The organism is Pedobacter fastidiosus (assembly GCF_014306625.1).
In the GTDB taxonomy this organism is placed as follows: Bacteria; Bacteroidota; Bacteroidia; order Sphingobacteriales; family Sphingobacteriaceae; genus Pedobacter; species Pedobacter fastidiosus.
Genome location: NZ_JACRYL010000012.1, coordinates 153,676 through 176,932 on the forward strand (window position 1 = coordinate 153,676; position 23,257 = coordinate 176,932).

Here is a 23,257-nt window from a genome sequence, read left to right on the forward strand (position 1 = left end):
GTGCTGTTCTCCTAATAATTAATAAACGTGACACAATACCTCACCACCAATATTTAATTTGGCTGCTTCTTTATCAGTCATTACACCTTTAGAAGTAGATAAGATTGCGATACCTAAACCGTTTAATACTCTTGGCATATTTTCAACACCAGCATAGTTTCTCAAACCTGGTTTACTAATTCGCATCAAAGTACGAATAGCAGGAACTTTAGTAATTGGATTGTATTTCAAAGCAATTTTGATTGTGCCTTGAACTGTAGTATCTTCAAACTTGTAGTTCGCGATGTAACCTTTATCGAAAAGAACTTTTGTAATTTCTTTTTTAAGGTTTGATGCAGGAATTTCTACAACACGGTGGTTGGCCTTAATGGCATTCCTTACTCTTGTTAAATAATCTGCTATTGGATCTGTATTCATTTTTTATTGTTTTTGATAGTGGTATCCTTCCGCTACCCAGCGATGGGACCTGCTATCGGTTAAATGCTTAATTAGAGTAAATAGACATAAGTATCAAGTATCGAGAAACCTATTGGTCTCGATACTTGATACTCTGTGCCAGCTACTTTATATTACCAAGATGCTTTTTTAACACCTGGTATTTTACCGTCTAGTGCCATTTGGCGGAACGTAACCCTTGAAATACCAAAGGTACGCATGTAACCACGTGGACGACCAGTTAATTTACAACGGTTGTGTAAACGTACTGGAGATGAGTTTTTAGGTAATTTATCTAAACCCTCGAAATCTCCTGCAGCTTTTAAAACTGCACGTTTTTCAGCGTATCTAGCTACCAATTTTTGGCGCTTAACTTCGCGTGCTTTTACACCTTCTTTTGCCATTATTCTGCTGTTTTTTGATTTTTAAATGGTAATCCGAATTGCTTCAATAACTCTAAAGCTTCAACGTCAGATTTTGCCGAAGTTACGAAAGTTATATCCATACCTAAAATTTTATTGATTTTATCGATATTAATCTCTGGAAAGATGATTTGTTCAGTAACACCCAATGTGTAGTTACCTTTTCCATCAAATCCTTTATCATTAATACCTTTGAAATCACGAATACGTGGTAAAGCTACAGAGATCAAACGATCTAAGAACTCGTACATATTGTTATCACGTAAAGTAACGCGTACACCAACCGGCATACCTTTACGTAATTTAAAGTTAGAGATATCTTTCTTTGAATTAGCCGGAACCGCTTGTTGACCAGTGATGGTTGACAATTCAGCGATTGTGGTATCCATAATCTTTTTATCCGTAACCGAAAAACGACCTACACCTTGATTGATACAGATTTTTTCCAATTTTGGAACCTGCATTACAGTTTTGTACTGAAATTTTTCTTTTAGTGCATTTACAACTTCTTCTTTGTATTTGCTTTTTAATCTAGGTGTAGCCATTATTTAATCTCCTCTCCTGAAATTTTAGCAACTCTAACTAATTTACCATCTGCGTTTAGTTTACGACCAACGCGGGTAGCTTTACCAGATTTTGGATCAACCAACATCAAGTTAGAAATGTGAAGAGCAGCTTCTTTTTTAATAATACCACCGTTAGGATTTGCAGCGTTTGGTTTAGTATGTTTAGATACTAAGTTAACACCTTCTACAATGGCTCTGTTTTTATCTATAAGTACTGAAAGTACTTTTCCTTGTTGACCTTTTGAATCGCCAGCAATTACTTTAACTAAATCTCCTGTACGGATTTTAAGTTTTCCTGGTATAATTATTTTATTTCCCATTTTATAATACCTCCGGTGCTAATGATACAATTTTCATGAATTGTTTCTCACGTAGTTCTCTCGCAACCGGGCCAAAGATACGTGTACCTCTTGGCTCATCCTGTGCGTTCAATAATACAGCAGCATTATCGTCAAAACGAATATAAGAACCATCCTTACGTCTGATCTCTTTTTTTGTTCTTACAACTACTGCTTTAGAAACTGTACCTTTTTTAATATTACCTGACGGTAATGCGCTTTTTACGGTAACAACTACTTTATCACCAATTGAAGCATAACGTTTGCCGGTTCCACCTAGCACACGAATTACTAATACTTCTTTTGCGCCGCTGTTATCAGCAACGTTTAATCTTGATTCCTGTTGTACCATCTTATTTAGCTCTTTCTAAAATTTGTACCAATCTCCAGTTCTTATTTTTACTCAAAGGACGAGTTTCCATAATTAATACCGTATCACCGATACCGCATTCGTTTTTCTCATCGTGAGCCATAAATTTGGTAGTTTTCTTAACGAACTTACCATAAATCGGGTGCTTTACTTTACGCTCAACGCTCACTACAACAGATTTATCCATCTTATTGCTCACCACCAACCCGGTTCTTGTTTTTCTTAATTGTCTTTCCATTTCGACTTTCAAATTAATTAGTTTCAGTAGCTGACTCAGCAAGTTTTACTTTAGTCAGTTCAGTATTTAAACGGGCTATGTCTTTCCTTACTTTTGAAATGCGTGAAGGATTCTCGATAGCTGAAATGGTATGAGAGAATTTTAATTTTGACAAGTTCTCTTTTTCTTCCGCAATCTTAGCTACTAATTCTTCTTTTGAAAGCCCTGTGATTTCTGAATTTTTCATTTTTATTTTTCTTTTACGATTGAGTGTAGCGGTTATAATAAACAAGTATTTACAACATTCATCTCAACTCTTTACTATGCTTCTACGTAATCTCTACGTACTACAAATTTTGTTTGGATTGGTAATTTCTGAGCGGCTAAACGTAATGCTTCTTTAGCAACTTCTAAAGGCACACCTTCAGCTTCGAAAATTACACGTCCAGGTCTTACTACTGCAACCCAGTATTCAGGAGCACCTTTACCTTTACCCATACGTACTTCTGCAGGTTTTTTAGTTACCGGTTTGTCCGGGAAAATCCTGATCCATACTTGGCCTTCACGTTTCATGAAACGAGTTACCGCAATACGGGCAGCCTCTATCTGGCGACTTGTAATCCAAGTTGCTTCTAAAGACTTGATACCGAAAGATCCGAATGCTAATTCAGCTCCACGTGAAGCTAAACCCTTCATTCTGCCTTTTTGCATCTTCCTGAACTTCGTTCTTTTTGGCTGTAACATTTTATTTTGTTCTAATCGTTAAACGATGTTAATAAATCAATTATTTACGAGGACCTCTGTTAGCGCCTGCGCCACCACCTCTATTTGCTCCGGGACCACCTTGACCTGGACCACGACCACCACCTTGGTTTCCACCACGTCTGTCGTTACCACCGCCACGGCTATCTCTTCCGCCACCACCACGGTTATCTCTTCCGCCGAAAGCTGGTTTGTCTGATGCGCCTTTTGGACCGTTGTTTGTTGCACCAATGTTTGGAGACAAATCACGTTTTCCATAAACTTCACCTTTACAAATCCAAACTTTAACACCTATTTTACCATAAGTAGTTAATGCTTCTGCTAAAGCGTAATCAATATCAGCACGGAATGTATGCAAAGGCACTCTTCCTTCTTTGTATTGTTCAGAACGTGCCATTTCAGCACCACCTAAACGACCAGAAGTCATGATTTTAATACCTTCAGCACCCATACGCATGGTTGATGCGATAGAAGATTTCATTGCTCTACGGAATGAGATCCTTGCTTCTAATTGTTTAGCAACACCTTCTGCAACTAATTGTGCATCAAGTTCTGGGCGTTTAATTTCAAAAATGTTAATTTGAATTTCCTTTTTAGTCAATTTCTTTAACTCTTCTTTGATTTTATCAACCTCAGCACCTGCTTTACCGATTACGATACCTGGGCGAGCTGTGTGGATAGTTACAGTGATACGTTTTAACGTACGTTCGATAACTACTTTCGCAACACCACCTTTAGCAATACGAGCAGAAAGGTATTTTCTTATTTTCTCATCTTCAACTAATTTATCGGAGTAGTTGTTGCCACCGAACCAGTTAGAATCCCATCCTTTGATGATACCTAACCTGTTACCTATTGGATTTGCTTTTTGTCCCATTTCCTAAAATTAGTTTTGAGTTGTTTCTGTACTTTTACTATCTACAATCAGCGTTACGTGGTTAGAACGTTTACGAATTCTATATCCACGGCCTTGAGGAGCTGGACGTAAGCGTTTAAGCTGACGGCCACCATCAACCATAATTGTTTTTACAAACAGTTGGTTTTCTTCAGGGCGAGCACCTTCATTTTTAGATTCCCAGTTTTTGATAGCAGATAATAATAATTTCTCAACTCTTATTGCTGCTTCTTTATTGGTAAACTTTAAAATGCTTAATGCTTTCTCTACACGTTCACCTCTGATAAGATCTACAACCAAACGCATCTTACGCGGTGAGGTTGGACAATTGTTTAATTTTGCTATTGCTTCCATTGTCTAATTATTTTTTCTTTTCAGCGTGTCCTCTGAATGTTCTGGTTGGAGCAAATTCTCCCAACTTGTGACCAACCATGTTTTCTGTAACATACACAGGGATAAATTTATTTCCGTTGTGTACTGCAAATGTATGATTCACGAAATCTGGTGAAATCATTGATCTGCGAGACCAAGTTTTGATTACAGACTTTTTGCCTGAATCATTCATAGAGTTTACTTTTTTCTCTACGTTATGGTCAATATAAGGTCCTTTTTTTATCGAACGAGCCATTATTTCTTCCTTCTCTCTATGATGTAACGATTAGAATATTTTTTAAGTTCTCTGGTTTTGAAGCCTTTAGCTAAAATACCATTTCTTGAACGAGGGTGACCACCTGATGATCTACCTTCACCACCACCCATTGGGTGATCGACAGGGTTCATCGCTACCGGTCTAGTTCTCGGACGACGGCCCAACCAACGTTTACGACCAGCTTTACCTAGTACTTCGTTTGCGTGATCTGAGTTAGATACCGCACCGATTGTAGCTAAACAAGTGGATAAGATTAAACGGGTTTCGCCTGAAGGCATTTTCAAAGTAGCATATTTACCATCGCGGGCAGCTAATTGTGCGTAAGCACCTGCACTACGAGCTAATTGTGCTCCTTTTCCAGGGTGAATCTCCACGTTGTGGATGATAGAACCTAATGGAATGTTCGATAATTTTAAAGTGTTACCTACTTCTGGAGCTGCAGTATCGCCCGATAATAATACCGAACCTACTTGCAAACCTTCTGGAGCAATGATATAACGCTTCTCGCCATCTGCATAATGTAATAATGCGATGCGGGCAGTACGGTTTGGATCGTATTCTACAGTAGCTACTGTAGCAGGAATATCGAATTTATCGCGTTTGAAGTCGATTAAACGATATGATTTTTTGTGACCACCACCCATGTAGCGCATAGTCATCTTTCCTGTGTTGTTACGTCCACCAGACTTTTTTGATGATACAACCAATGATTTTTCGGGCTTGGTTGCTGTAATCTCCGTAAAGCTGGCACCAACTCTAAAGCGGGTTCCCGGAGTAACTGGTTTAAATTTTCTTAAGCCCATAGTTATAATATAATTATTGAATTAAAGAGTTGCGTAATAATCTATTGTTTCGCCGTCTTTTAACGTTACGATTGCTTTTTTGTATTTCGGGCTACGGCCAGATACAAAACCTGCTTTAGTGTAACGAGATTTAGCTTTACCATCAACCACCATTGTATTAACTGAAACGATGGTTACACCGTACAATTTCTCAATTGCTTGTTTGATTTGGATTTTGTTAGCCTTGTGGTTAACGCTAAATGTGAAACGGTTAGATTTCTCAGTTAAAGCTGAAGCTTTTTCGGTTAATATTGGTTTTTTTAAAATGTCCATATTATTTGGCAAATGCCTCCTCCAAAGTTTTAACAGAATCTGCAGTTAACACAAGTACACCAGCGTTTAATACATCATATGTATTTAATTGATCTGCTGTAATTACTTTAGTTTTCTGTACGTTTCTGCTTGATAAATAGATATTATTATTTTGTGCAGGTAAAACCAACAAAGTTTTTTCGTTACCTACGTTTAAGGCAGCGATTAAACTGATATAGCTTTTAGTTTTAATTGTATCGAAGTTGAAATCTTCTAAAACTACCACGTTGTTATCTTTTGCTTTGTAAGCTAAAGCTGATTTACGTGCTAATACTTTAAGTTTCTTGTTCAATTTAAAACTGTAATCACGTGGCTGAGGACCGAAAACACGACCACCACCGTTAAATAACGGAGATTTAATGCTACCAGCACGGGCACCACCTGTACCTTTTTGTTTGTATAGTTTGCGAGTTGAACCAGCAATCTCATTACGTTGTTTAGATTTGTGAGTACCTTGACGTTGGTTAGCCAAATACTGTTTAACATCTAAATAAATCGCGTGGTCGTTAGGCTCGATACCAAATACCGATTCAGGAAGTTGCACCTTGGCACCTGTTTCTTTACCTGAAATGTTTAATACTTTAACTTCCATCTGATTACTTGTCTAAGATTACGTAAGAACCTTTAGCTCCTGGAATGGAACCACTAACTACTAATAAGTTTTGCTCAGCATAAACTTTCAAAACTTGTAAGTTTTGAACTTTTACTCTGTCTCCACCTGTTCTTCCAGCCATGCGCATTCCTTTGAATACACGTGAAGGGAATGACGATGCTCCCAATGAACCTGGGGCACGTAAACGGTTATGCTGACCGTGAGTCTGCATACCAACACCGGCAAATCCGTGGCGTTTTACAACACCTTGAAAACCTTTACCTTTTGAGGTACCTACAACATCAACAAAATCGCCTTCTGCGAAAGAATCAACCGTTACTACATCACCTAAGTTAAGTGAAGTTGTAAACGAATCGAATTCTACCAGCTTGCGTTTCGGAGTTGTGTTTGCTTTCGCGAAATGGCCTTTCAATGGTTGAGTTGTGTTTTTCTCTTTTTTCTCATCGTAACCCAACTGGATTGATGAATAACCATCTACTTCTTCGGTTTTTACCTGTGTAACTACACAAGGTCCAGCCTCGATTACCGTACAAGGAATGTTTCTTCCTTCGGCATCAAAGATACTGGTCATTCCTACTTTTTTTCCAATAATTCCTGACATTTTATCTTTTCTTTTTAACACCCATCGAAGCAGTAGGGCTTCGTTCAAGGTGGTTGTTCGTCCCTTTTAAGGGAGGGCAAAAATAGGAAAGATTTGTTAATATTCAAATAGTTAGCGAAATATTTTTTCAAATAATTTGCTGATACGATGGGATTTAGCTTAAAAAGGGTGACTAATGTGCCAAACCGCCATTTAAACTGATAGTTATGATGGCCAATATGATTAAGCCAATTAATACATATAGATAATCTTTTTCGATTAAGAAGCTAAAAATGGCAAAAACAATGCGAGCAATCGGCGTGAAGATGAGCATGAGCACACCAAACTGCACAATTGCATCTCCCTGAAAAGTTAAAACGCCTTTAAAAATTGAAGCGATAGAGGAGAATTTGGACAATTCTGGTTTAAAAACTTTATAATCGGTAATTACACCATTGTTATGGATTAGAAAAATTACACCTCCAATAAGTACAATGCTCATAGATATGATTACACCAGCACGTAAAAGCGTACCCAATATTACTTGGATATCTTTATCATTTATATTTTCTTTTTTGGCTGTGCTCATTATAATCCCGATACTCCTTTATAAATCATCTGTAAAGCCAAAAAGGTAACCACCACTGCAAATACAATTTTAAGCTTGTCTGTTTTAGTTTTAAGTAAAATTTTAGAACCAATGGTTGCACCTGTCAAAACGCCGATACAAACAGGCATTGCTATCCCTGGATCGATTTGTCCGCGGTGCAGATAAACCACAGCACTCGCAGCTGCTGTAACGCCCATCATAAAATTACTTGTTGTTGTAGAAACCTTAAATGGCAAACGCATAATATTATCCATTGCAATTACTTTTAAAGCACCACTTCCTATGCCCAGCAAGCCTGATAACGTTCCAGCGAAGAGCATCATTAAGAAACCACCCGGAACATGCTTAACGGCGTATTTATGATCAACGCCTTTATCTGGATATGAACCATTCAGTTTAAAAAACTTAGCCCATTTATCGGTATCGTCCAAAGTTGAGTGATCCACTTTTTTCTTTAGGGTCATAATAGCCGAAAAGATTAAGATACAGCCAAAAATGATTGCGATGTAGTTTGCATTAAGATAAACAGCTACAATTGCACCACAAATTGCACCAATTGTGGTGGCAATTTCTAAAAACATCCCTATTCGAATATTGGTTATCCCCTCCTTTACATAAGCTGCCGCAGAACCTGACGATGTTGCAATAACAGAAACGATTGAAGCACCAATAGCGTAATGAATATCTACACCGAGCGCCAAAGTTAAAAGTGGAATAATAATTACACCACCGCCCAAGCCAGTAAGCGAGCCTAGTAAGCCTGCTAAAAAAGCACCTAATAAAACGATAATGGTAAACAGCAATACCGACATGCGGGCAAATATAAGTGACTTGCTTTGGCTAAATGAAATATAAAAGCAATAAAATAAAGTCTATATATTATATGGATGATGTAAGATGGAATGAATTAAGCTTTATAATAAAGTTTGCTTTCTTTATCAAGATCTACATTTTTAAAAGATTGCAATAATTCAAAAGCGATTTGTCTTACTGCTTCGGGGGCTGGGTTTACGATAGTTTTATTGTTTGTAGCATCTTTCAATTTCCATCCCGAAGTGTTGAGATCAATTGAACCGGAATCGGCAATGGATTTAATAATTTTGGCTCTTGTGAAAGATACACCATCCGAATCTACAATCACCTTTTTGTTTTGCCACCAATTTTCTTGCGATACTTTTTTTAATAATGAATGATCTAGGGTTGCAATATAACCCCAACCTTTTCCAACCTGATGTTTCAATTTTAATAAGCCAATAAAGTTAATAGGGCTTTTTGAATTATAAGTTTTAGCGCTACAATACATCAAAACATGAGTTAGTTTTAATTGACCAAGTAGTGATTTTGCGTGATCGGTGTTGTGGAATATGATTAAAACTTTTTCTGCGATTGAATTGATCACGATTTCATTGCCTAAATCATATTCATTACAAAGCTCTTTTATTTCGATTAGTTCTTTTTGAAGTTGCAAAACCAATCCCGGTTTATTCAAAATGGTTTTCATGTAGAATGTTTTCTTCTAAAATAATTGGTGGGAGCCCCAGTTGGTTTAATTATTTAAGAATCCTCAATTCAGCTAAAAGCTCTTCAGCATTTCTCAGCTTAATCTTTCCTTCCTGATGCAGTTTAATCTGTTCAAAAGAATTTTTAAGGCGATTGTACATTAACTGCTCAGCTTTATTTAGAGGTTCTTGAGTTATTTTCGTTTTTTTATTTTCAACATAACTTAAACCCAAAGCTTCAAACAAAGCCTTAACAGCCTTCTCTATTTTTTTATCTTCGATGTTTACTGTTAAAGTTGTCATAATATCAAAGTTAATGATTAAATCTAGAGGTCTGGATAATATTTAAATTAGTGCAAATTCCATTCGCTTTACTATCATTCAAAACTCCCTCATAACCTACTTACCCAAACGCTTAATCATCTCGGCACTTAAATCTCTTCCATCATTTAATCGATTGGCAAAAAAAGCTTTCGCTGATTCAAAATGTTCTTTGTACCCCTTTAAATCTCCGTAACCAATAATCGATGCCCATTCATGCACAGCCGTATGGAATTCCAAATCATCGCCACGGATGGATTTATCATATAAAGCGGTGTGGATTGATTCTTCCAACATGGCCTCATTTTTAAATAAATATTCAGCTATGCCTAATCTTAATTTAAAAGGTGGAGTTTGGCAAATCAAATTATCATAAGGATTTACGCCCATTTTATACCAAGCATAAACCATACTCAATAAGCTTAAATGAGAATTTGGTTTTTGTTTATGGTTTGCATCCGAAAGGCTAAACTCTTTCATAATGTTATCATCAAGCAAAAGCAGTTTTCTACTTTCATGAAAAACAAAATCACGAGCTGCATAAATTTTCGCTCTAAACTCCTTTTCATTTTCACAGATCATCAGCTTGTATAATTCAGATTCTGCTTGAGCATAATATTTCACCTGTTTCTGTGCGTATGGATTTAGAATGGCCAAACCTGCATAAATGTGAGATTTGTAACTGAATATCCTAAGCGTGGTTAAAATTTTAACGTTATCAATTCCGCCGGCATAAGCTGGATTATCCCAAGGGAAAAAACCAGCATTTTTCCAGGCAGAACCCATACTTTCGAAACCCATATGGGTTACAGCTTGTGTATCGGCCACAATTCGATCGTGTTCTTTATAATCATCCATCTCGATGATATTTGATTTTAAAGATTTATAAATCTCCAATGCTTTTGCGTAAACTTCATCAGTTGCTCTATGGCGAACAACTACCAACGTTTGCCCTTCCGGACTAAAAGCTGGTCCGTGTAAAGAATGGCAGGTTACTATTTGAGTATCTTCTGGCAGGTGTTTTTCAAAAGCGGCAATCTCCGGATGTTTAACAGAGGTTTGTCCGGATATGATGGCACCAAATTTTGTAGACCGAGCAAATGTTGCCACAACCTCATCAATTTTCTCTGCCTCAACGCAATAAATTATAAAATCGGATTTGCGTGCAACCTCGTGTCCATCAATTAAAACCTCAATATCATTCGGCTCCAACTCTTTTTTTAATTCTTCATAACGTGAAGGCATATCCGCTCCACAAACCCTATAGCCTGCACTCACAAAAGACAAAGCGTACAATTTGCCCATGTCTCCAAGACCGATAATTCCTATTTGCATGAAACAAATGTAATCTATCGCAAATAAATTTATAATAAAACTTAGATAAAATTGTTATTTAGAATGATAAACAAAAACTCGTTTATTGATCTTTCTTAAATCTAAAATGAAAATATATTGAGAGAGAATTATATAAAAATGTAGTTTTACATCATAACACCTATATTTAAACTATGCAGAAATTAAAACACACCCTTTACATTTTCGGGGCTTTGCTATTTTTGAACGTTGCATTTGCCCAGGCTCAACAAGACACCACAAAAAATACTGACCCATCTTTAAGCGGCCAGTATAATTTTATGTTATCGAAATCGAAAAGTTTGTATGGCGCAAGGCTGATTAACCCTTCAAGGTTATCATCTCTTTGGAAAAGTGTAAACGATACGTTGAGAAAAGAGCGCAAACAATTACAAGAGGCCAAGCAGGAAATTAAAACTCAAGCAGATAATATTTCTAGCTTAAAGGGCGAAGTAACCGGAAAAGAAAGCTCTCTAGCCAATGCCAATGCTTCTGTTAACGAAATTAAGTTCTTGGGCATATCTTTTAATAAAGGAACTTATAACACCATTGTTTGGGCTATAATTATTGTTTTGGGTGCGGCTTTGGCATTTATCGTTTTCCAATCTGGAAAATATAGACATGAGGCAACTTATAGAACACAACTTTATCAAGAAGTTGCGGATGAATTTCAGGCGCACAAAGTGAAGGCAAAAGATAAAGAAATGAAACTTGCAAGAGAATTGCAGGATGAGAGAAATAAACTGGATGATGCCAGAGGCAGATAATCAAAAAACATTTTCCACAAAAAAAGCCATTTCAGCATCAAGTTGAAATGGCTTTTTAGTTATTTTGATTATTATCTTTTGAAGTTAAATCTTAACCCAAGCTCAAACTCACCATTGCTATAGCTCTGCATTTTTGATGTGTTTGTAGTGTATTGAAATAAAATGCCAAGCTTGCTCTTATAGTTAGCGCCAGCACCAATTGTAAAGCTGTTGGTACTGTGATAAATCCCACTAACTGAAAATTTATCTTGCATAAACTGAAAATTAGATCCGATATCTAAAATTCCATCGTAATTTTCTACACCACGATAAACCACTTTTGGTTCGATGCTATTTAAAACCTGATCAGTTTTTATTTTGTAACTCGCCGCCACAAAATAAATAGATCGATCTACAATATTTCTAACGGCATCTCTTTTAAAGAATCTTTTAAGATTGGGTAAAGAAGCTTGTAAAGTTAGTTTCTCACTTCTATAAGCCATTCCAAAATCACCATCAAAATACAGTCTTCTATCGTTAAAGCTATTCACAACATCATCGCTTAAATCACCTTGTGCTTTTCCAAAATCAATCCACTCGTTCATTAGTCCTGCTGATAAACCAAAATCTAATGAACTAGAATCACCATTCAGTTTTAAATGGTAAGCGTAGGTTACGGTGGCACGAGTTCTATTAATTACACCAGCACTTTCGTTGTAAAAAAGCAAGCCCAAACCCACCTTCTTATTTTTTAAGGCAAAATCTGCAGTTAAATATTGGATTTTTGGTGCTCCATTTATGTTTACCCATTGTGTTTTAAAAGCCGCATTTAAATTAACCATCGTATCTAAACCGGCCAAAGCTGGATTAGCCAAAAACTGGTTCTGATAATATATGCTTCCCATTGGATTAAGCTGACTATAAGCAGCCGGCGCAACGAAAAACAACAACAGTCCGATTATATATATTTTTATCTTTTTCACCTGTTGTTATTTTTTAAATAGTATAGATATAAAACCTTTTGCAACGCCTGCCCCTTCTAAATCTATGATGTAATAATAAGTGTCTTCGGCCAATGGTTTACCGTTATAATAACCATCCCAATTGTTTTGGTAATTATCGGTTTTAAAGAGTAATCGCCCAGCCCTATCGAAAATACTTACCTTATTACTGGTGTATTTTTCTAGGCCTTTAACTACGAAAAAATCATTTTTCCCATCACCATTTGGAGTTAGAATATTGTTAACGATAACTAAATCTGTAGGATTAGATGAGATTAAAAAAGGTTGTAGAAAACCTTGAGTTAGCACTAAATTATTAATGTTAAAAGTTTGCACCAAAACCATCTCTCCAATACTAAAATCGTAAAGCTGATTGTTAATTTTACCGTAACTACTTGCCGAGTTTATAGTGTTGGGCAAAGTGGTATTTTGAGCCTTAGCTTCCCCTATTGAAAATAAAAGAGGAACGAAAAGAAACCAATAGTATCTTTTTTTCATAGCTCGATTAATTAATAGCAATCCAATCTGTACCATCACTTTGAATAACCAAAGTGCGGGCTCCAGTAATTATTGTTAAAGGAGCATCAGTATTTAAAATAACCTGCTGACTTAATGTAATATCTCCAGCAGAAGCAGATTTAACTAAAACGTAAATTCTTCCCTTGCAACTGGTAGCTACAGGTAAAGTTATATTAGTTGTTGCATTTGCGTTAATTATTCGTACTGTATGATGACTTGCATCTAAAATTAATGTTGCAGTAGCTGTGTATTTTAAAATATTGGTTGAAACCGATCCGTTAATGTTTAAAGTGCTATTATTATTTGGGGCATTTGCGGTTGTCGTTGTCGCAATTGCATTGTTAATGGTTAGCGATCCGCCGTCGGTAGCAAGCGTACCTGAGATGAGTGGCAAGGTGGTATTTGTATTGGCAACGATAAATGTATTGGCTGCCGATGTTAATTGACTGCCCGCTTTACTACCAATAAATATATTTCCACTTCCGTTGTTATTAGTTCCTGCCATATCGCCAATTGCAGTATTATTTGAACCTGAAGTATTTTTATTTTCAGCTTGATTACCGATTGCAATATTATTAGAACCTGTTGTATTCGCTTCTAAAGATTGAGAACCCAAAGCTACATTATTATCACCTGTATTAAGTGCGAGCGCTCTGTAACCTGTTGCGGTATTACTTGCCCCGGTACTTAGTGTAGACAGTGCCTCAGAACCAAAAGCAGTATTGCTATAACCACTGATTGATTTAGCAAGCGCAAAAGCACCGAAACTACTATTACCGTAACCCGTTAAACTAAGTTTTAATGCTTCCTTACCAAAAGCAGTATTATTATAACCCGTTACATTACTACTTAAAGATTGATATCCAAAAGAAGTACTGGTTTCGGCAGATGTACCCAACCTGCCTGCCTTTTGTCCATTTATTAAGAAATTTATAGCGATATCATCTGTATTGCCTAAAAAATTGTTGTTAAGGTCGCTATTTCCAGAGTTTCCTCTTAAACCCCAAGAGTTTGCATTTGCAAATAAATTACGGCTAATTAATTCTGGAACTCCTGTAGTTGCGTTAGTGATGTAAACTTTATTTGCATCGGTTATACCTGCTGTAGTTAGTTTAGCAATAGTTACCGAAGCATCTGCCAATTTTGGTGTGGTTACAGATCCATCGGCCAGTTGCAGAGTTCCAACGGCTAAATCTGCAATGTTTGCAGTTTTAACTTCTTTTGCGCCTATTTTAATGGAGGTTACTGCAGCATCAGCAAGTTTAATTGTCGTTACTGCACCCGTATTAATATCAATTACAACATCTTTTAATAATGATGTTGCTCCATTTGCACTCACACTTAAATCGGTTGAGGTTAAAGCTTTTCCACCTGGAAGAGTCGAAACATCTAAAGTAACTGGTTTCCATGTCGTACCATCAAACAATAAAACTTGATTGGCCGTTGGTGCGCTTGCCGACAAAGTTTTACCTTGTAGATTAGCAATTGTTGGATTTGGATAGTTACCAGTTAAATCGCCGCCTGCAACACCTGTTGAAGGGCCAACAGGACCTTGAATACCGGTATCACCTTTGTCGCCTTTATCTCCTTTGGCTCCAGCTACACCAGCGGCTCCTGTTAAGCCAACTGGGCCTTGTGCACCAACTGCACCTGTGGCACCTGTTAATCCGATGGGACCCTGTGGCCCATTTGCTCCAGTTGCACCTGCAGAACCTGTTAATCCAATAGGGCCTTGAGCGCCAGTTGCACCTGTTATACCCTGTAGACCAGTTGCTCCTGTTAAACCAATGGGGCCTTGAGCACCAACTGCACCAGCTGGACCAGCAACACCTTGTGGACCGGCAGGGCCAACAGCTCCTGTTAAACCGATTGGGCCTTGAGGGCCGATTGCGCCTGCAACACCAGTGGCACCTGTTGGGCCAGCTACACCCTGTGGGCCAGCAGGACCAACAGCACCTGGAGTGCCAGTTAAACCAATAGGGCCTTGCGGGCCATTTGCGGAATATAGTGCATAAGGAACACTTAATAACTGTGCAGTTCCAGCAACGCTGAAATTTGAGCCATTATCTGGATCGACTTCTACTTTAACAAATTTTAAGCCTGTTCCCCAAGTTACATTTCCTATTGTTCCAATTGTAGATGTTGCTCCAGTACCGCCTATAATTAAGCTATACAAACCGTATGCATTTGTAGTAACACTTCTAACTTCAGTGTATTGAGCGACTCCAGAAGCAGTAGCGTCGAGAATACTAATTCTTAGCGAAATACTTTTATTTGCTAATGGAGTTCCGTTTGTGTTTCGAGCAGCACCTTGATAATTAAATTGCTGAGGTGTTTGTGCCTGCACCGCAAATGCCAAACCAAGACATAGCATGGCAACGAGAAACGTTTTTTTCATAAAAGGGATATGATCTATTTAGTTTAAAAGAAATGCCGGATGATGGGCACTCCCTAACTCTCAAATCTAATAATTAGTATATCCCACTATGTAAACTTTACACAAAAGAAACCTGCAAAGAGGCTAATATGGCTTAAAAAGCTATAAATCAATAATAAATTGTTAAAATTCAAATAAGATTTTTACACGTAAGGCAAAAAACAAAGCGTTTAGGATAAGAAAAACGCTTTAAATAAAGCCAAAAACAGCCATTTTACAGAGCCAAAAGCTCTAATACGCCTATGTTTCTGAGGGAAAAGAAATTCCTTTAATATTTCTATATAAATCCACGGCATATAAATCTGTCATTCCAGAGACAAAATCTAACACACTTTGAGTTCGAGAATAAATATCTGTTCGATCAGTATGATACTGTTTTGGAATAAGTTTTACCAGCTTTTTATAGTAGTGTGTATTGTTATGAATAAGTGCTGGAACAAATTCTTCTAACAGGCCAGCCATAATTTTATAACCCGCAACTTCCTTTTGAATTACAGATGAAAAATTATAAATCCGTTCTACGGAGATTTTTTCTACAGCCTTCCATGCTGAAAAATAAGGTTCAGGAATTAAATCGGTTAAACTTTTGTTTAGTTCGCCTTTGAGCAGACTTTCTTGCTCACGATAAAAAATATCGGCACAGGTTCTGGTTAAAGTATTGATTGCTTTCGCACGCAACAAACCAATTTTCGCATCATCGTCTTCATAATCATTCTTCAATCGATCTTCAATGGTTTTGGAGTTGGCAAAGGGCAACAAATAATTTTTCACTTCCTCATAAGAAAGAATTTTTAATCGATGCGCATCTTCAAGATCTATAATGCTATAACAAATATCATCAGCTGCCTCAACCAAATAAACTAAAGGATGGCGTTTATAAATTAGATATTCATTTTCTTCTTTTTCCAAATGAAGCTCATTCGCAATTTTTATAAAAGTTTCTTTCTCAGATTGGAAAAATCCGTACTTTTTACGATGTAAAAATCCCTTTTGTTTACCTGCTATTGATGCACAAGGATATTTGGCTATAGAAGCAAGAGTAGAATAAGTAAGCGCATAAGCATCGTTGCCCTTTCCTTTTAGAGGATGGGTGAGAATTCTAATCGCATTTGCGTTGCCTTCAAAATTAATTAAGTCGTGCCACTGCGATTCGGTCATATCGTTTTGATAAACCCGACCATCTCCATCAGTAAAATATCTAGAGATTGCTGCTTCGCCAGAATGACCAAATGCAGGATTTCCAAGATCATGAGCCAATGCCGCTGCCGCTACAATATTCCCAACCTCGTTAATTAATGGAACTTCTTTAAGGAGAGGAGATTTATTTTCTTCTAATGTATTCAGAAAAATATTCGCCATAGATCTGGCCACACTAGCAACCTCTAAACTATGCGTTAAGCGGTTATGAACAAATACACTCCCCGGTAATGGAAAAACCTGAGTTTTATTTTGCAATCTTCTAAAAGGAGATGAAAAAATCAACCGATCGTAATCTCTTTGAAAATCAGATCGGGCTTTATCTGTATCGCCCGTCCAGCTTTCTTGCCCAAATCTTTTATTAGAAAGTAAATATTTCCACTCCATCTATAATATCTATGCTTAAATCTGGCGCCAAGTTAAGCAAAAGGTAAAAATGCTAGCCTAATAATATTTTAAATTTGATCATTCCTGTCCACAAACAATTATATTAGTCAAAAAATCAAACCATAACAATGAAGAAAACCCTATTAATGCTCATCACTTTACTAAGTTTTACAACTGTTGTAAACGCACAATTCGAAGGATCCAAACAAATCTTCGAAAGCCCCAAATTAAAAGATGCAATTAAAATCCACAAACTGGTAGCCATTTTACCATTTGAAGTTAAGATTTCCTATCGCAAACAACCGAAAAGTTTCAATGCCGAGGCTAATCGAGATCAAGAACAATCTATGTCTAAATCTATTCAAGCCAGTATGTACACTTTTCTCTTGAGAAAAAGAGCCGACTACACAGTGGAATTTCAGGATGTAGACAAGACCAATATCCTTTTAAAGAAAGCAGGTATGTTAGGTAAACTAGATGAATACACAAGAGATGAGGTAGCAAAAGTACTTGGTGTGGATGCTGTAATTGGCGGTAAATTTGAAACTGAACAAACTAAAACTGAAGCCGGAGCAATTGCATCTGCAGTAATATTCGGTGGTTTTGGAGGAAAATCCGGAACAGGAACTATGTTTCTTACCTTAAACAATGGTGGCGATGGCGAACTGCTTTGGAGGTTTTTTAAAACAATGGATGATAATATTATGAGTTCTACCGATGACATGGTTGAGCGCATGATGCGAAAAATATCCAGAAATTTTCCATACAAAAGTTAAAACAAAGCGGGCAGAAATTATTTTCTGCCCGCTTTGTTTTTAAACCCTAACTCATCTGCAATTCCATTATTTAAGAAAATTGAAACCATTTTAGTTCTTTGCTGTTTTTATGATAAAAGAAATTATGAAAACCAACATATATAATAAAGAGGAACATATAGAAGGTTACGTAGGTTCTGATGAAAAAGAAAGCCAAAAATCTGCAGTTCAAAAAAAGTATGAAGCAGGCAATGAAGGAAATGAAGTAACGAGTTATGGTAAAGAAACTCTTGCACATACTCATAAAACGAAAGATCAGATAAAAATCAGAGATGGTTTTGACAATACTGGCACCCAAGGTAAAGATTCGCTAAGTGATGATGCATACAACAGTGCGGATAAACATCCAACAATCGAAAGTGCAGAAAGCCATACAGGAAGTTCTTCTAAAGATTTTGAACACAAACATAAATCTGATCTCCAACAAAGGGATGAAGATGAAGTATTATATACAGGAATTTAAAAACTAAAAATATTAAAATTATGAGCTTATTAAAATATGCAATACTTGGTGCAGCAGCCGTTTACGGTTTTAAATATGCAACCAAAAAGAGAGAAACTGATGGAAAATCATTAGTTGATGATTTTAAAGAGAACGCACCAGATTTTATCAATAAAGCAAAAGAATACGGAAATAAAGTAAAGAATGATTATACCCAAACCAGTGATTTATATTGAATATAATTGATGAAAATTGATTTATTTATTTGATATATGTCAATAATTTTGTTTCAACATCCATTGTAGAATTCGCTTAAGATGAGCAATTTTGAAGTATTATTAGGATTCGCGACAAGATTAAACCAAAAATCACTTTAACTAAACAATTTAGAGCTGAAATTCAGTTTCTTGATTAAAATTTTGAGTTGTTGAATTCTAAATTAATTTTCCATCTACCGGAAAAGTCATTCCTATTAAAGAGGGATCATTTGAATGATCCCTCTTTTTTTATAAGCCTTTTCCACCAACTCCTTTTTCATCTTCACTATTCCTGTTTCCAACATCAGAATCTTTTGATAGGTTGGAATTTTTTAGTTCTTCATTAACATCCAATTTACTTAATTCTTCAATATCCTTTAAATGTTCTTCGTCAGGTTCATTTTTCCTTTTAAACCCCGAAGGGTTAATGGCATGACCATATGTTGGATCTCCGTTATCCCATTCAATATTTTGAGCCTCATTTTTTGCCTTATCGGGATTAATCAAATTATTTTCTTCTCCAGTATTCATAACAACGTCTTTATAAGCTTTAGCTAATAACATTTAATAGTTAAAAAAAGTTTAGTTGAGATTTATAACTTGGTTAAAAAAATAAAATATAAAAATTACTGATTTTGCATCTATTCGTGCCTATAGCGTTTTTATTTATTAGGTAATTCTACTTAATCTGTAATTCCTACCACTAAAACCCTTTAATTAGGTGGAATTTAATAATTCTTAAAAACACAGCGCCACCGCATTATACCTAAATTGAATTTACTTTCCTGATTGCTGTTTTTAAAAGCAAAAAATAAATTAATCCTTAGCACTAGATACGATTCCATTCTTTAACAATCTCCTTTAGAAAAACCGCTTAATAAGTATTTATACGCATATTTTGCGTACTTACTCAAATATTAAGCGTAGTTATTATTTCGATATTTGGCATAAACACATATTCTTCAACTTTTTAAAAAATTGAAAATTCCAATAAAAGTATTACTCGCTGATGATCACACAATTGTGCGCAACGGGATTATTTCTTTATTGAGAAATGAATCATCAATAGAAATTATCTCAGAAGCCTCAAACGGCACAGATGTTATTAATCAGTTAAAGGCGGGCTTACAGCCAGATATCATTGTAACTGATATTAATCTATCGGGGATTAATGGCATAGAACTCACAACAATTATAAGGGCACGATATCCAAAAGTTAAAATTATTATTCTAACAACGCTAGATCATGAAAATTATGTTTCGCAATCATTAGATGCGGGAGCTAGTGGATTTTTGCTTAAAAATGTAAATATTGAAGAAGTGATTTTTGCAATTAAAAATGTGGCTCTAGGTTATAAATATGTTTGTACAGCCATAACAATTAAGCTTTTGGCTCAGTCTCGTGGGAGATTTGCAATTGGTCCATCAAGCATTTTAAAACCAGACATAGAGCTTTCCAAAAGAGAAATAGAAATACTTGCTCTAATTGCTGATGGCTTTACAAATAGTGAGATTGCCGAAAAGCTTTTTACAAGTAAAAGAACTATTGAAGGCAATAGACAGAGCTTGTTGGATAAGACTGGAAAAAAAAATACAGCAGCTCTAATTAATTTTGTGGTAAGAAACGGAATTATAGATTAATTTATTCCTTGTCTATACCAGTAGATTGATTAACACCTTTGGTATGATCAGAATCGCTTTTTTCCGAACCATTCTCATCTCTGTGCTTAGGTGGATGTTCCATTCTACTTTGTTCCAAATCAGAAAAATCTCCTCCTTGCAGATTTCCAACTTCACCATGTGAGGAAGGTTTCTTTAATAATTCTTCCTTTGGATTAGCAAAATCCTGCCCCTCAACAATTTCTTCTGAATCTTCTTTGCTATGCTTTTTCATAATAATTCGATGTTAATATTAATAACCACTAAGCACTCTATTTGTTTATATTAATATGAGATTAAGGGAACAAATAAATTCTAAAGCAAAAAAAAAGTCTCGATTTGCATCGAGACTTTTAAGTTCTTTTAAAATCAATTAAACTTTGATTTCAACTTCAACACCGCTAGGTAATTCAAGTTTCATTAAAGCATCAACTGTTTTAGAGTTAGAGCTATAAATATCTAATAAGCGTTTGTAAGCGCATAATTGGAATTGCTCTCTTGCTTTTTTGTTTACGTGTGGAGAACGTAAAACAGTAAAGATTTTTTTCTCTGTAGGAAGTGGAATTGGTCCACTTACAACTGCACCCGTAGGCTTAACAGTTTTTACGATTTTCTCAGCAGATTTATCTACTAAATTGTAATCGTAAGATTTTAATTTAATTCTGATTCTTTGGCTCATTTTCTATTTTAATTATGATCCTTGTTAGAGCTATTAATAACAAAAGATCGGATTAGGCCTCACCCCCGACCCTCTCCAGAGGAGAGGGAGGTAGCAAGTGCAATATTAAACTTAATTACCTCCTTTATGGGGAGGGGCTGAATTAGTCGTCAGACTTAACTTTACCTTTTGATTTAGCAATTACTTCATCCTGTACGTTTTTAGGCGCAGCTTCATAATGGTCAAATTCCATTGTAGAAGTTGCACGTCCTGAAGTGATTGTACGTAATTGAGTTACATAACCAAACATTTCAGAAAGAGGCACAGTTGCTTTAATTACCTGAGATCCATTACGGGTATCCATACCTAATAATTGACCACGACGACGGTTCATATCACCGATAACATCACCCATGTTTTCTTCAGGGGTTAAGATTTCGATTTTCATGATTGGCTCCATCAAAGTAGGTTTACATTTAGGTAAAGCCTCACGGTAAGCCATTTTAGCTGCAAGTTCAAATGATAAAGCATCTGAATCGACTGCGTGGAATGAACCATCCGTTAAACGAACTTTCATATCAGGAAGTGGATAACCAGCTAAAACACCATTAGCCATAGAAGCTGCAAAGCCTTTTTCTACCGAAGGAATAAATTCACGTGGGATTGAACCACCTGTAATTTCGTTTACGAATTGTAAGCCACCTTTTTCGAAATCAGCATCAATTGGAGAGATAATTACCGAAATATCAGCAAATTTACCACGACCACCTGATTGTTTTTTGTATGTTTCACGGTGTGTTGTTGTACCGAAAATTGCTTCTTTGTAAGCTACTTGTGGTGCACCTTGGTTAACCTCAACTTTAAATTCGCGTTTTAAACGGTCAATTAAAATATCTAAGTGTAACTCACCCATTCCAGAGATTACAGTTTGACCAGTTTCTTGATCAGTTTGAACTCTAAATGTAGGATCCTCTTCAGCCAATTTACTTAAACCCATACCCAATTTATCAACATCAGCTTGAGTTTTAGGCTCAATAGCTAAACCGATAACTGGCTCAGGGAAGTTCATTGATTCAAGAATGATCGGGTGTTTCTCATCACAAAGTGTATCACCTGTTTTAATATCCTTAAATCCAACTACCGCAGCAATATCACCAGCAGCCACATTAGGCACAGGATTTTGCTTGTTAGCATGCATTTGGAAGATACGAGAAATACGTTCTTTGTTTTCTGAACGCGTATTGTAAACGTAAGAACCTGCTTCTAGGTTACCCGAGTAAACACGGATAAAACATAAACGGCCTACAAATGGGTCGGTTGCAATTTTAAATGCTAAAGCTGCAAACGGCTCATTAATGCTTGGTTTTAATAAAACTTCAGCACCTGTATCTGGGTTAGTACCAATAACACCTTCGCTATCCATAGGTGAAGGCAATAATTCCATCACATAATCAAGCATAGTTTGTACACCTTTATTTTTGAAAGATGAACCACAAACCATAGGTACAATTTTAGCATCTAAAACAGCAGCACGTAAAGCATCTAGAATTTCGCGTTCAGTAATAGAGTTTGGATCTTCGAAGAATTTCTCCATTAAAGACTCATCATAATCAGCAACTGATTCTAATAATTTCTCTCTCCACTCCGCAACTTCATCAATCATATCTTCTGGAATAGGCACTTCAGTAAAGGTCATACCTTTATCATGCTCATTCCAAACAATACCACGGTTGTTAATTAAATCAACCACACCTTTAAATCCGTCTTCAGCACCGATAGGTAATTGCAATGGAACTGCATTACTACCTAACATATCTTTAACTTGCTTAACAACTTTTAAGAAGTCAGCTCCAGAACGGTCCATTTTGTTAACGAAACCAATACGAGCAACATTATAGTTGTTAGCTAAACGCCAGTTAGTTTCTGATTGAGGCTCAACACCATCAACCGCAGAAAACAAAAACACTAAACCATCTAATACACGTAACGAACGGTTTACCTCAACGGTAAAATCTACGTGTCCTGGTGTATCGATAATGTTCATGTGGTAAGCCTGACCTCTGTATTTCCACTCAACCGTAGTTGCTGCAGAAGTGATCGTGATACCACGTTCTTGCTCTTGCGCCATCCAATCCATTGTTGCAGCACCTTCGTGCACTTCACCAATTTTATGACTAACACCAGCATAATAAAGGATACGCTCTGTTGTTGTAGTTTTACCTGCATCAATGTGAGCCGCGATTCCAATATTTCTTGTAAATTTTAAATCTCTTGCCATCTTATGTTTTTGATTTATCTGATTTTAAATGATTACACCGATTATGTAAAAACAAATCGGTGTAATTTATCTAATCA

At 36.4% G+C, this 23,257-nt stretch carries 33 protein-coding genes; 5 read left to right on the forward strand and 28 right to left on the reverse strand.

The annotated features are described in order from the left end of the window. Positions 1-18 precede the first annotated feature (18 nt). The 20 genes from rpsH to H7U22_RS14775 form a co-directional block, all read right to left on the reverse strand. Positions 19-417 (reverse strand): 30S ribosomal protein S8, encoded by a 399-nt coding sequence (gene rpsH, locus H7U22_RS14680; RefSeq protein WP_056869756.1) that lies wholly within the window; start codon positions 415-417, stop codon positions 19-21. 152 nt (positions 418-569) lie between these two features. Further along, positions 570-839 (reverse strand): 30S ribosomal protein S14, encoded by a 270-nt coding sequence (gene rpsN, locus H7U22_RS14685; RefSeq protein ID WP_025145214.1) that lies wholly within the window; start codon positions 837-839, stop codon positions 570-572. Beyond that, a complete protein-coding gene (gene rplE / locus H7U22_RS14690; RefSeq protein WP_317172987.1) occupies positions 839-1,405 on the reverse strand; it encodes a 50S ribosomal protein L5 in 567 nt (188 codons plus the stop codon). Before rplE ends, rpsN begins: the two co-directional genes overlap by 1 nt. Beyond that, the gene (gene rplX, locus H7U22_RS14695; protein WP_187072100.1) at positions 1,402-1,743 is read right to left on the reverse strand and encodes a 50S ribosomal protein L24; all 342 of its coding nucleotides are present in this window, start codon (positions 1,741-1,743) and stop codon (positions 1,402-1,404) included. Before rplX ends, rplE begins: the two co-directional genes overlap by 4 nt. Position 1,744: 1 nt before the next feature. Beyond that, complete coding sequence (gene rplN / locus H7U22_RS14700) at positions 1,745-2,113, reverse strand: 50S ribosomal protein L14 (RefSeq protein ID WP_010599900.1); 369 nt, start codon at positions 2,111-2,113, stop codon at positions 1,745-1,747. A 1-nt stretch (position 2,114) separates the two neighbouring features. After that, a complete protein-coding gene (rpsQ, locus tag H7U22_RS14705) occupies positions 2,115-2,369 on the reverse strand; it encodes a 30S ribosomal protein S17 (RefSeq protein ID WP_010599901.1) in 255 nt (84 codons plus the stop codon). A 13-nt stretch (positions 2,370-2,382) separates the two neighbouring features. Beyond that, positions 2,383-2,595, reverse strand: a complete 213-nt coding sequence (rpmC, locus tag H7U22_RS14710) for a 50S ribosomal protein L29 (protein ID WP_131558264.1) — start codon at positions 2,593-2,595, stop codon at positions 2,383-2,385. A 74-nt stretch (positions 2,596-2,669) separates the two neighbouring features. Further along, a complete protein-coding gene (gene rplP, locus H7U22_RS14715) occupies positions 2,670-3,092 on the reverse strand; it encodes a 50S ribosomal protein L16 (protein WP_010599903.1) in 423 nt (140 codons plus the stop codon). Between the two features lie 40 nt (positions 3,093-3,132). After that, positions 3,133-3,987 (reverse strand): 30S ribosomal protein S3, encoded by an 855-nt coding sequence (rpsC, locus tag H7U22_RS14720; RefSeq protein ID WP_109926342.1) that lies wholly within the window; start codon positions 3,985-3,987, stop codon positions 3,133-3,135. A 9-nt stretch (positions 3,988-3,996) separates the two neighbouring features. Continuing rightward, on the reverse strand, positions 3,997-4,359 hold the full coding sequence (gene rplV, locus H7U22_RS14725) for a 50S ribosomal protein L22 (RefSeq protein ID WP_029282697.1): 363 nt from the start codon (positions 4,357-4,359) through the stop codon (positions 3,997-3,999). Between the two features lie 7 nt (positions 4,360-4,366). Then, complete coding sequence (gene rpsS, locus H7U22_RS14730) at positions 4,367-4,633, reverse strand: 30S ribosomal protein S19 (RefSeq protein WP_010599906.1); 267 nt, start codon at positions 4,631-4,633, stop codon at positions 4,367-4,369. Then, a complete protein-coding gene (gene rplB, locus H7U22_RS14735; RefSeq protein ID WP_187072101.1) occupies positions 4,633-5,457 on the reverse strand; it encodes a 50S ribosomal protein L2 in 825 nt (274 codons plus the stop codon). The genes rpsS and rplB overlap by 1 nt, the downstream gene beginning before the upstream one ends. Positions 5,458-5,478: 21 nt before the next feature. Further along, complete coding sequence (gene rplW / locus H7U22_RS14740; RefSeq protein WP_109926344.1) at positions 5,479-5,769, reverse strand: 50S ribosomal protein L23; 291 nt, start codon at positions 5,767-5,769, stop codon at positions 5,479-5,481. Position 5,770: 1 nt separating this feature from the next. Beyond that, positions 5,771-6,400 (reverse strand): 50S ribosomal protein L4, encoded by a 630-nt coding sequence (rplD, locus tag H7U22_RS14745; RefSeq protein WP_187072102.1) that lies wholly within the window; start codon positions 6,398-6,400, stop codon positions 5,771-5,773. Positions 6,401-6,404: 4 nt separating this feature from the next. Then, complete coding sequence (rplC, locus tag H7U22_RS14750) at positions 6,405-7,022, reverse strand: 50S ribosomal protein L3 (protein WP_029278646.1); 618 nt, start codon at positions 7,020-7,022, stop codon at positions 6,405-6,407. Between the two features lie 172 nt (positions 7,023-7,194). Next, on the reverse strand, positions 7,195-7,590 hold the full coding sequence (locus tag H7U22_RS14755; protein WP_187072103.1) for a DUF1634 domain-containing protein: 396 nt from the start codon (positions 7,588-7,590) through the stop codon (positions 7,195-7,197). Continuing rightward, on the reverse strand, positions 7,590-8,423 hold the full coding sequence (locus H7U22_RS14760; protein ID WP_187072104.1) for a sulfite exporter TauE/SafE family protein: 834 nt from the start codon (positions 8,421-8,423) through the stop codon (positions 7,590-7,592). The genes H7U22_RS14755 and H7U22_RS14760 overlap by 1 nt, the downstream gene beginning before the upstream one ends. A gap of 95 nt (positions 8,424-8,518) precedes the next feature. After that, the gene (locus tag H7U22_RS14765; protein WP_187072105.1) at positions 8,519-9,112 is read right to left on the reverse strand and encodes a hypothetical protein; all 594 of its coding nucleotides are present in this window, start codon (positions 9,110-9,112) and stop codon (positions 8,519-8,521) included. A gap of 49 nt (positions 9,113-9,161) precedes the next feature. After that, a complete protein-coding gene (locus H7U22_RS14770; protein WP_187072106.1) occupies positions 9,162-9,413 on the reverse strand; it encodes a hypothetical protein in 252 nt (83 codons plus the stop codon). A 96-nt stretch (positions 9,414-9,509) separates the two neighbouring features. Beyond that, positions 9,510-10,766 (reverse strand): prephenate dehydrogenase, encoded by a 1,257-nt coding sequence (locus H7U22_RS14775; RefSeq protein ID WP_187072107.1) that lies wholly within the window; start codon positions 10,764-10,766, stop codon positions 9,510-9,512. 173 nt (positions 10,767-10,939) lie between these two features. Here H7U22_RS14775 and H7U22_RS14780 point away from each other — a divergent pair, with 173 nt between their 5' ends. Further along, positions 10,940-11,551 (forward strand): hypothetical protein, encoded by a 612-nt coding sequence (locus H7U22_RS14780; RefSeq protein ID WP_187072108.1) that lies wholly within the window; start codon positions 10,940-10,942, stop codon positions 11,549-11,551. A 71-nt stretch (positions 11,552-11,622) separates the two neighbouring features. Here H7U22_RS14780 and H7U22_RS14785 read toward each other — a convergent pair whose 3' ends face one another. The 4 genes from H7U22_RS14785 to H7U22_RS14800 all read right to left on the reverse strand — a co-directional run bounded on the left by H7U22_RS14785 (position 11,623) and on the right by H7U22_RS14800 (position 17,071). Then, positions 11,623-12,513, reverse strand: coding sequence for a PorP/SprF family type IX secretion system membrane protein (locus H7U22_RS14785; RefSeq protein WP_317172984.1), 891 nt, complete (start codon positions 12,511-12,513; stop codon positions 11,623-11,625). Between the two features lie 6 nt (positions 12,514-12,519). Beyond that, positions 12,520-13,029: a gliding motility-associated C-terminal domain-containing protein gene (locus tag H7U22_RS14790; RefSeq protein WP_187072109.1), complete on the reverse strand. Its 510-nt coding sequence runs from the start codon at positions 13,027-13,029 to the stop codon at positions 12,520-12,522. 7 nt (positions 13,030-13,036) lie between these two features. Beyond that, positions 13,037-15,448 carry a hypothetical protein gene (locus tag H7U22_RS23305; protein ID WP_187072110.1) on the reverse strand — a complete coding sequence of 804 codons (2,412 nt, stop codon included), beginning with the start codon at positions 15,446-15,448 and terminating at the stop codon, positions 13,037-13,039. A 279-nt stretch (positions 15,449-15,727) separates the two neighbouring features. Then, positions 15,728-17,071, reverse strand: coding sequence for a deoxyguanosinetriphosphate triphosphohydrolase (locus tag H7U22_RS14800; RefSeq protein WP_187072111.1), 1,344 nt, complete (start codon positions 17,069-17,071; stop codon positions 15,728-15,730). A 128-nt stretch (positions 17,072-17,199) separates the two neighbouring features. Here H7U22_RS14800 and H7U22_RS14805 point away from each other — a divergent pair, with 128 nt between their 5' ends. The 3 genes from H7U22_RS14805 to H7U22_RS14815 all read left to right on the forward strand — a co-directional run bounded on the left by H7U22_RS14805 (position 17,200) and on the right by H7U22_RS14815 (position 18,564). Then, complete coding sequence (locus tag H7U22_RS14805; RefSeq protein WP_187072112.1) at positions 17,200-17,847, forward strand: hypothetical protein; 648 nt, start codon at positions 17,200-17,202, stop codon at positions 17,845-17,847. 124 nt (positions 17,848-17,971) lie between these two features. Beyond that, on the forward strand, positions 17,972-18,349 hold the full coding sequence (locus H7U22_RS14810; RefSeq protein ID WP_187072113.1) for a hypothetical protein: 378 nt from the start codon (positions 17,972-17,974) through the stop codon (positions 18,347-18,349). A gap of 20 nt (positions 18,350-18,369) precedes the next feature. Continuing rightward, the gene (locus H7U22_RS14815; protein WP_187072114.1) at positions 18,370-18,564 is read left to right on the forward strand and encodes a YtxH domain-containing protein; all 195 of its coding nucleotides are present in this window, start codon (positions 18,370-18,372) and stop codon (positions 18,562-18,564) included. Between the two features lie 270 nt (positions 18,565-18,834). Here the strand turns inward: H7U22_RS14815 and H7U22_RS14820 are convergent, their stop codons facing one another. Then, complete coding sequence (locus H7U22_RS14820) at positions 18,835-19,116, reverse strand: hypothetical protein (RefSeq protein WP_187072115.1); 282 nt, start codon at positions 19,114-19,116, stop codon at positions 18,835-18,837. Between the two features lie 447 nt (positions 19,117-19,563). Between H7U22_RS14820 and H7U22_RS14825 the strand changes: the two genes are divergently transcribed. Continuing rightward, positions 19,564-20,226, forward strand: a complete 663-nt coding sequence (locus tag H7U22_RS14825; protein WP_187072116.1) for a response regulator — start codon at positions 19,564-19,566, stop codon at positions 20,224-20,226. A gap of 1 nt (position 20,227) precedes the next feature. Here the strand turns inward: H7U22_RS14825 and H7U22_RS14830 are convergent, their stop codons facing one another. From H7U22_RS14830 to fusA, 3 genes are all read right to left on the reverse strand, one after another. Beyond that, on the reverse strand, positions 20,228-20,479 hold the full coding sequence (locus H7U22_RS14830; RefSeq protein ID WP_187072117.1) for a hypothetical protein: 252 nt from the start codon (positions 20,477-20,479) through the stop codon (positions 20,228-20,230). Positions 20,480-20,617: 138 nt separating this feature from the next. Then, on the reverse strand, positions 20,618-20,923 hold the full coding sequence (rpsJ, locus tag H7U22_RS14835; RefSeq protein ID WP_008244591.1) for a 30S ribosomal protein S10: 306 nt from the start codon (positions 20,921-20,923) through the stop codon (positions 20,618-20,620). Positions 20,924-21,065: 142 nt separating this feature from the next. Next, entirely contained in the window at positions 21,066-23,180 is a 2,115-nt protein-coding gene (gene fusA, locus H7U22_RS14840) for an elongation factor G (protein ID WP_187072118.1), read from the reverse strand. Positions 23,181-23,257 lie beyond the last annotated feature (77 nt).

Bases quoted from the DNA above. Each gene is read 5' to 3' on its own strand.
- H7U22_RS14765 (WP_187072105.1), bottom strand. From the start codon at position 9,112: ATGAAAACCATTTTGAATAAACCGGGATTGGTTTTGCAACTTCAAAAA.
- rplW (WP_109926344.1), bottom strand. From the start codon at position 5,769: ATGGACATTTTAAAAAAACCAATATTAACCGAAAAAGCTTCAGCTTTA.
- rpmC (WP_131558264.1), bottom strand. From the start codon at position 2,595: ATGAAAAATTCAGAAATCACAGGGCTTTCAAAAGAAGAATTAGTAGCT.
- rpsQ (WP_010599901.1), bottom strand. From the start codon at position 2,369: ATGGAAAGACAATTAAGAAAAACAAGAACCGGGTTGGTGGTGAGCAAT.
- fusA (WP_187072118.1), bottom strand. From the start codon at position 23,180: ATGGCAAGAGATTTAAAATTTACAAGAAATATTGGAATCGCGGCTCAC.
- H7U22_RS14770 (WP_187072106.1), bottom strand. From the start codon at position 9,413: ATGACAACTTTAACAGTAAACATCGAAGATAAAAAAATAGAGAAGGCT.
- H7U22_RS14800 (WP_187072111.1), bottom strand. From the start codon at position 17,071: ATGGAGTGGAAATATTTACTTTCTAATAAAAGATTTGGGCAAGAAAGC.
- H7U22_RS14755 (WP_187072103.1), bottom strand. From the start codon at position 7,590: ATGAGCACAGCCAAAAAAGAAAATATAAATGATAAAGATATCCAAGTA.
- rplV (WP_029282697.1), bottom strand. From the start codon at position 4,359: ATGGAAGCAATAGCAAAATTAAACAATTGTCCAACCTCACCGCGTAAG.
- H7U22_RS14830 (WP_187072117.1), bottom strand. From the start codon at position 20,479: ATGAAAAAGCATAGCAAAGAAGATTCAGAAGAAATTGTTGAGGGGCAG.
- rplD (WP_187072102.1), bottom strand. From the start codon at position 6,400: ATGGAAGTTAAAGTATTAAACATTTCAGGTAAAGAAACAGGTGCCAAG.
- H7U22_RS23305 (WP_187072110.1), bottom strand. From the start codon at position 15,448: ATGAAAAAAACGTTTCTCGTTGCCATGCTATGTCTTGGTTTGGCATTT.
- H7U22_RS14775 (WP_187072107.1), bottom strand. From the start codon at position 10,766: ATGCAAATAGGAATTATCGGTCTTGGAGACATGGGCAAATTGTACGCT.
- rplX (WP_187072100.1), bottom strand. From the start codon at position 1,743: ATGGGAAATAAAATAATTATACCAGGAAAACTTAAAATCCGTACAGGA.
- rpsS (WP_010599906.1), bottom strand. From the start codon at position 4,633: ATGGCTCGTTCGATAAAAAAAGGACCTTATATTGACCATAACGTAGAG.
- rplP (WP_010599903.1), bottom strand. From the start codon at position 3,092: ATGTTACAGCCAAAAAGAACGAAGTTCAGGAAGATGCAAAAAGGCAGA.
- rpsC (WP_109926342.1), bottom strand. From the start codon at position 3,987: ATGGGACAAAAAGCAAATCCAATAGGTAACAGGTTAGGTATCATCAAA.
- rplN (WP_010599900.1), bottom strand. From the start codon at position 2,113: ATGGTACAACAGGAATCAAGATTAAACGTTGCTGATAACAGCGGCGCA.
- H7U22_RS14790 (WP_187072109.1), bottom strand. From the start codon at position 13,029: ATGAAAAAAAGATACTATTGGTTTCTTTTCGTTCCTCTTTTATTTTCA.
- H7U22_RS14780 (WP_187072108.1), top strand. From the start codon at position 10,940: ATGCAGAAATTAAAACACACCCTTTACATTTTCGGGGCTTTGCTATTT.
- rpsJ (WP_008244591.1), bottom strand. From the start codon at position 20,923: ATGAGCCAAAGAATCAGAATTAAATTAAAATCTTACGATTACAATTTA.
- H7U22_RS14760 (WP_187072104.1), bottom strand. From the start codon at position 8,423: ATGTCGGTATTGCTGTTTACCATTATCGTTTTATTAGGTGCTTTTTTA.
- H7U22_RS14815 (WP_187072114.1), top strand. From the start codon at position 18,370: ATGAGCTTATTAAAATATGCAATACTTGGTGCAGCAGCCGTTTACGGT.
- H7U22_RS14805 (WP_187072112.1), top strand. From the start codon at position 17,200: ATGAAGAAAACCCTATTAATGCTCATCACTTTACTAAGTTTTACAACT.
- rplB (WP_187072101.1), bottom strand. From the start codon at position 5,457: ATGGGCTTAAGAAAATTTAAACCAGTTACTCCGGGAACCCGCTTTAGA.
- rpsH (WP_056869756.1), bottom strand. From the start codon at position 417: ATGAATACAGATCCAATAGCAGATTATTTAACAAGAGTAAGGAATGCC.
- rplC (WP_029278646.1), bottom strand. From the start codon at position 7,022: ATGTCAGGAATTATTGGAAAAAAAGTAGGAATGACCAGTATCTTTGAT.
- rpsN (WP_025145214.1), bottom strand. From the start codon at position 839: ATGGCAAAAGAAGGTGTAAAAGCACGCGAAGTTAAGCGCCAAAAATTG.
- H7U22_RS14820 (WP_187072115.1), bottom strand. From the start codon at position 19,116: ATGAATACTGGAGAAGAAAATAATTTGATTAATCCCGATAAGGCAAAA.
- H7U22_RS14810 (WP_187072113.1), top strand. From the start codon at position 17,972: ATGAAAACCAACATATATAATAAAGAGGAACATATAGAAGGTTACGTA.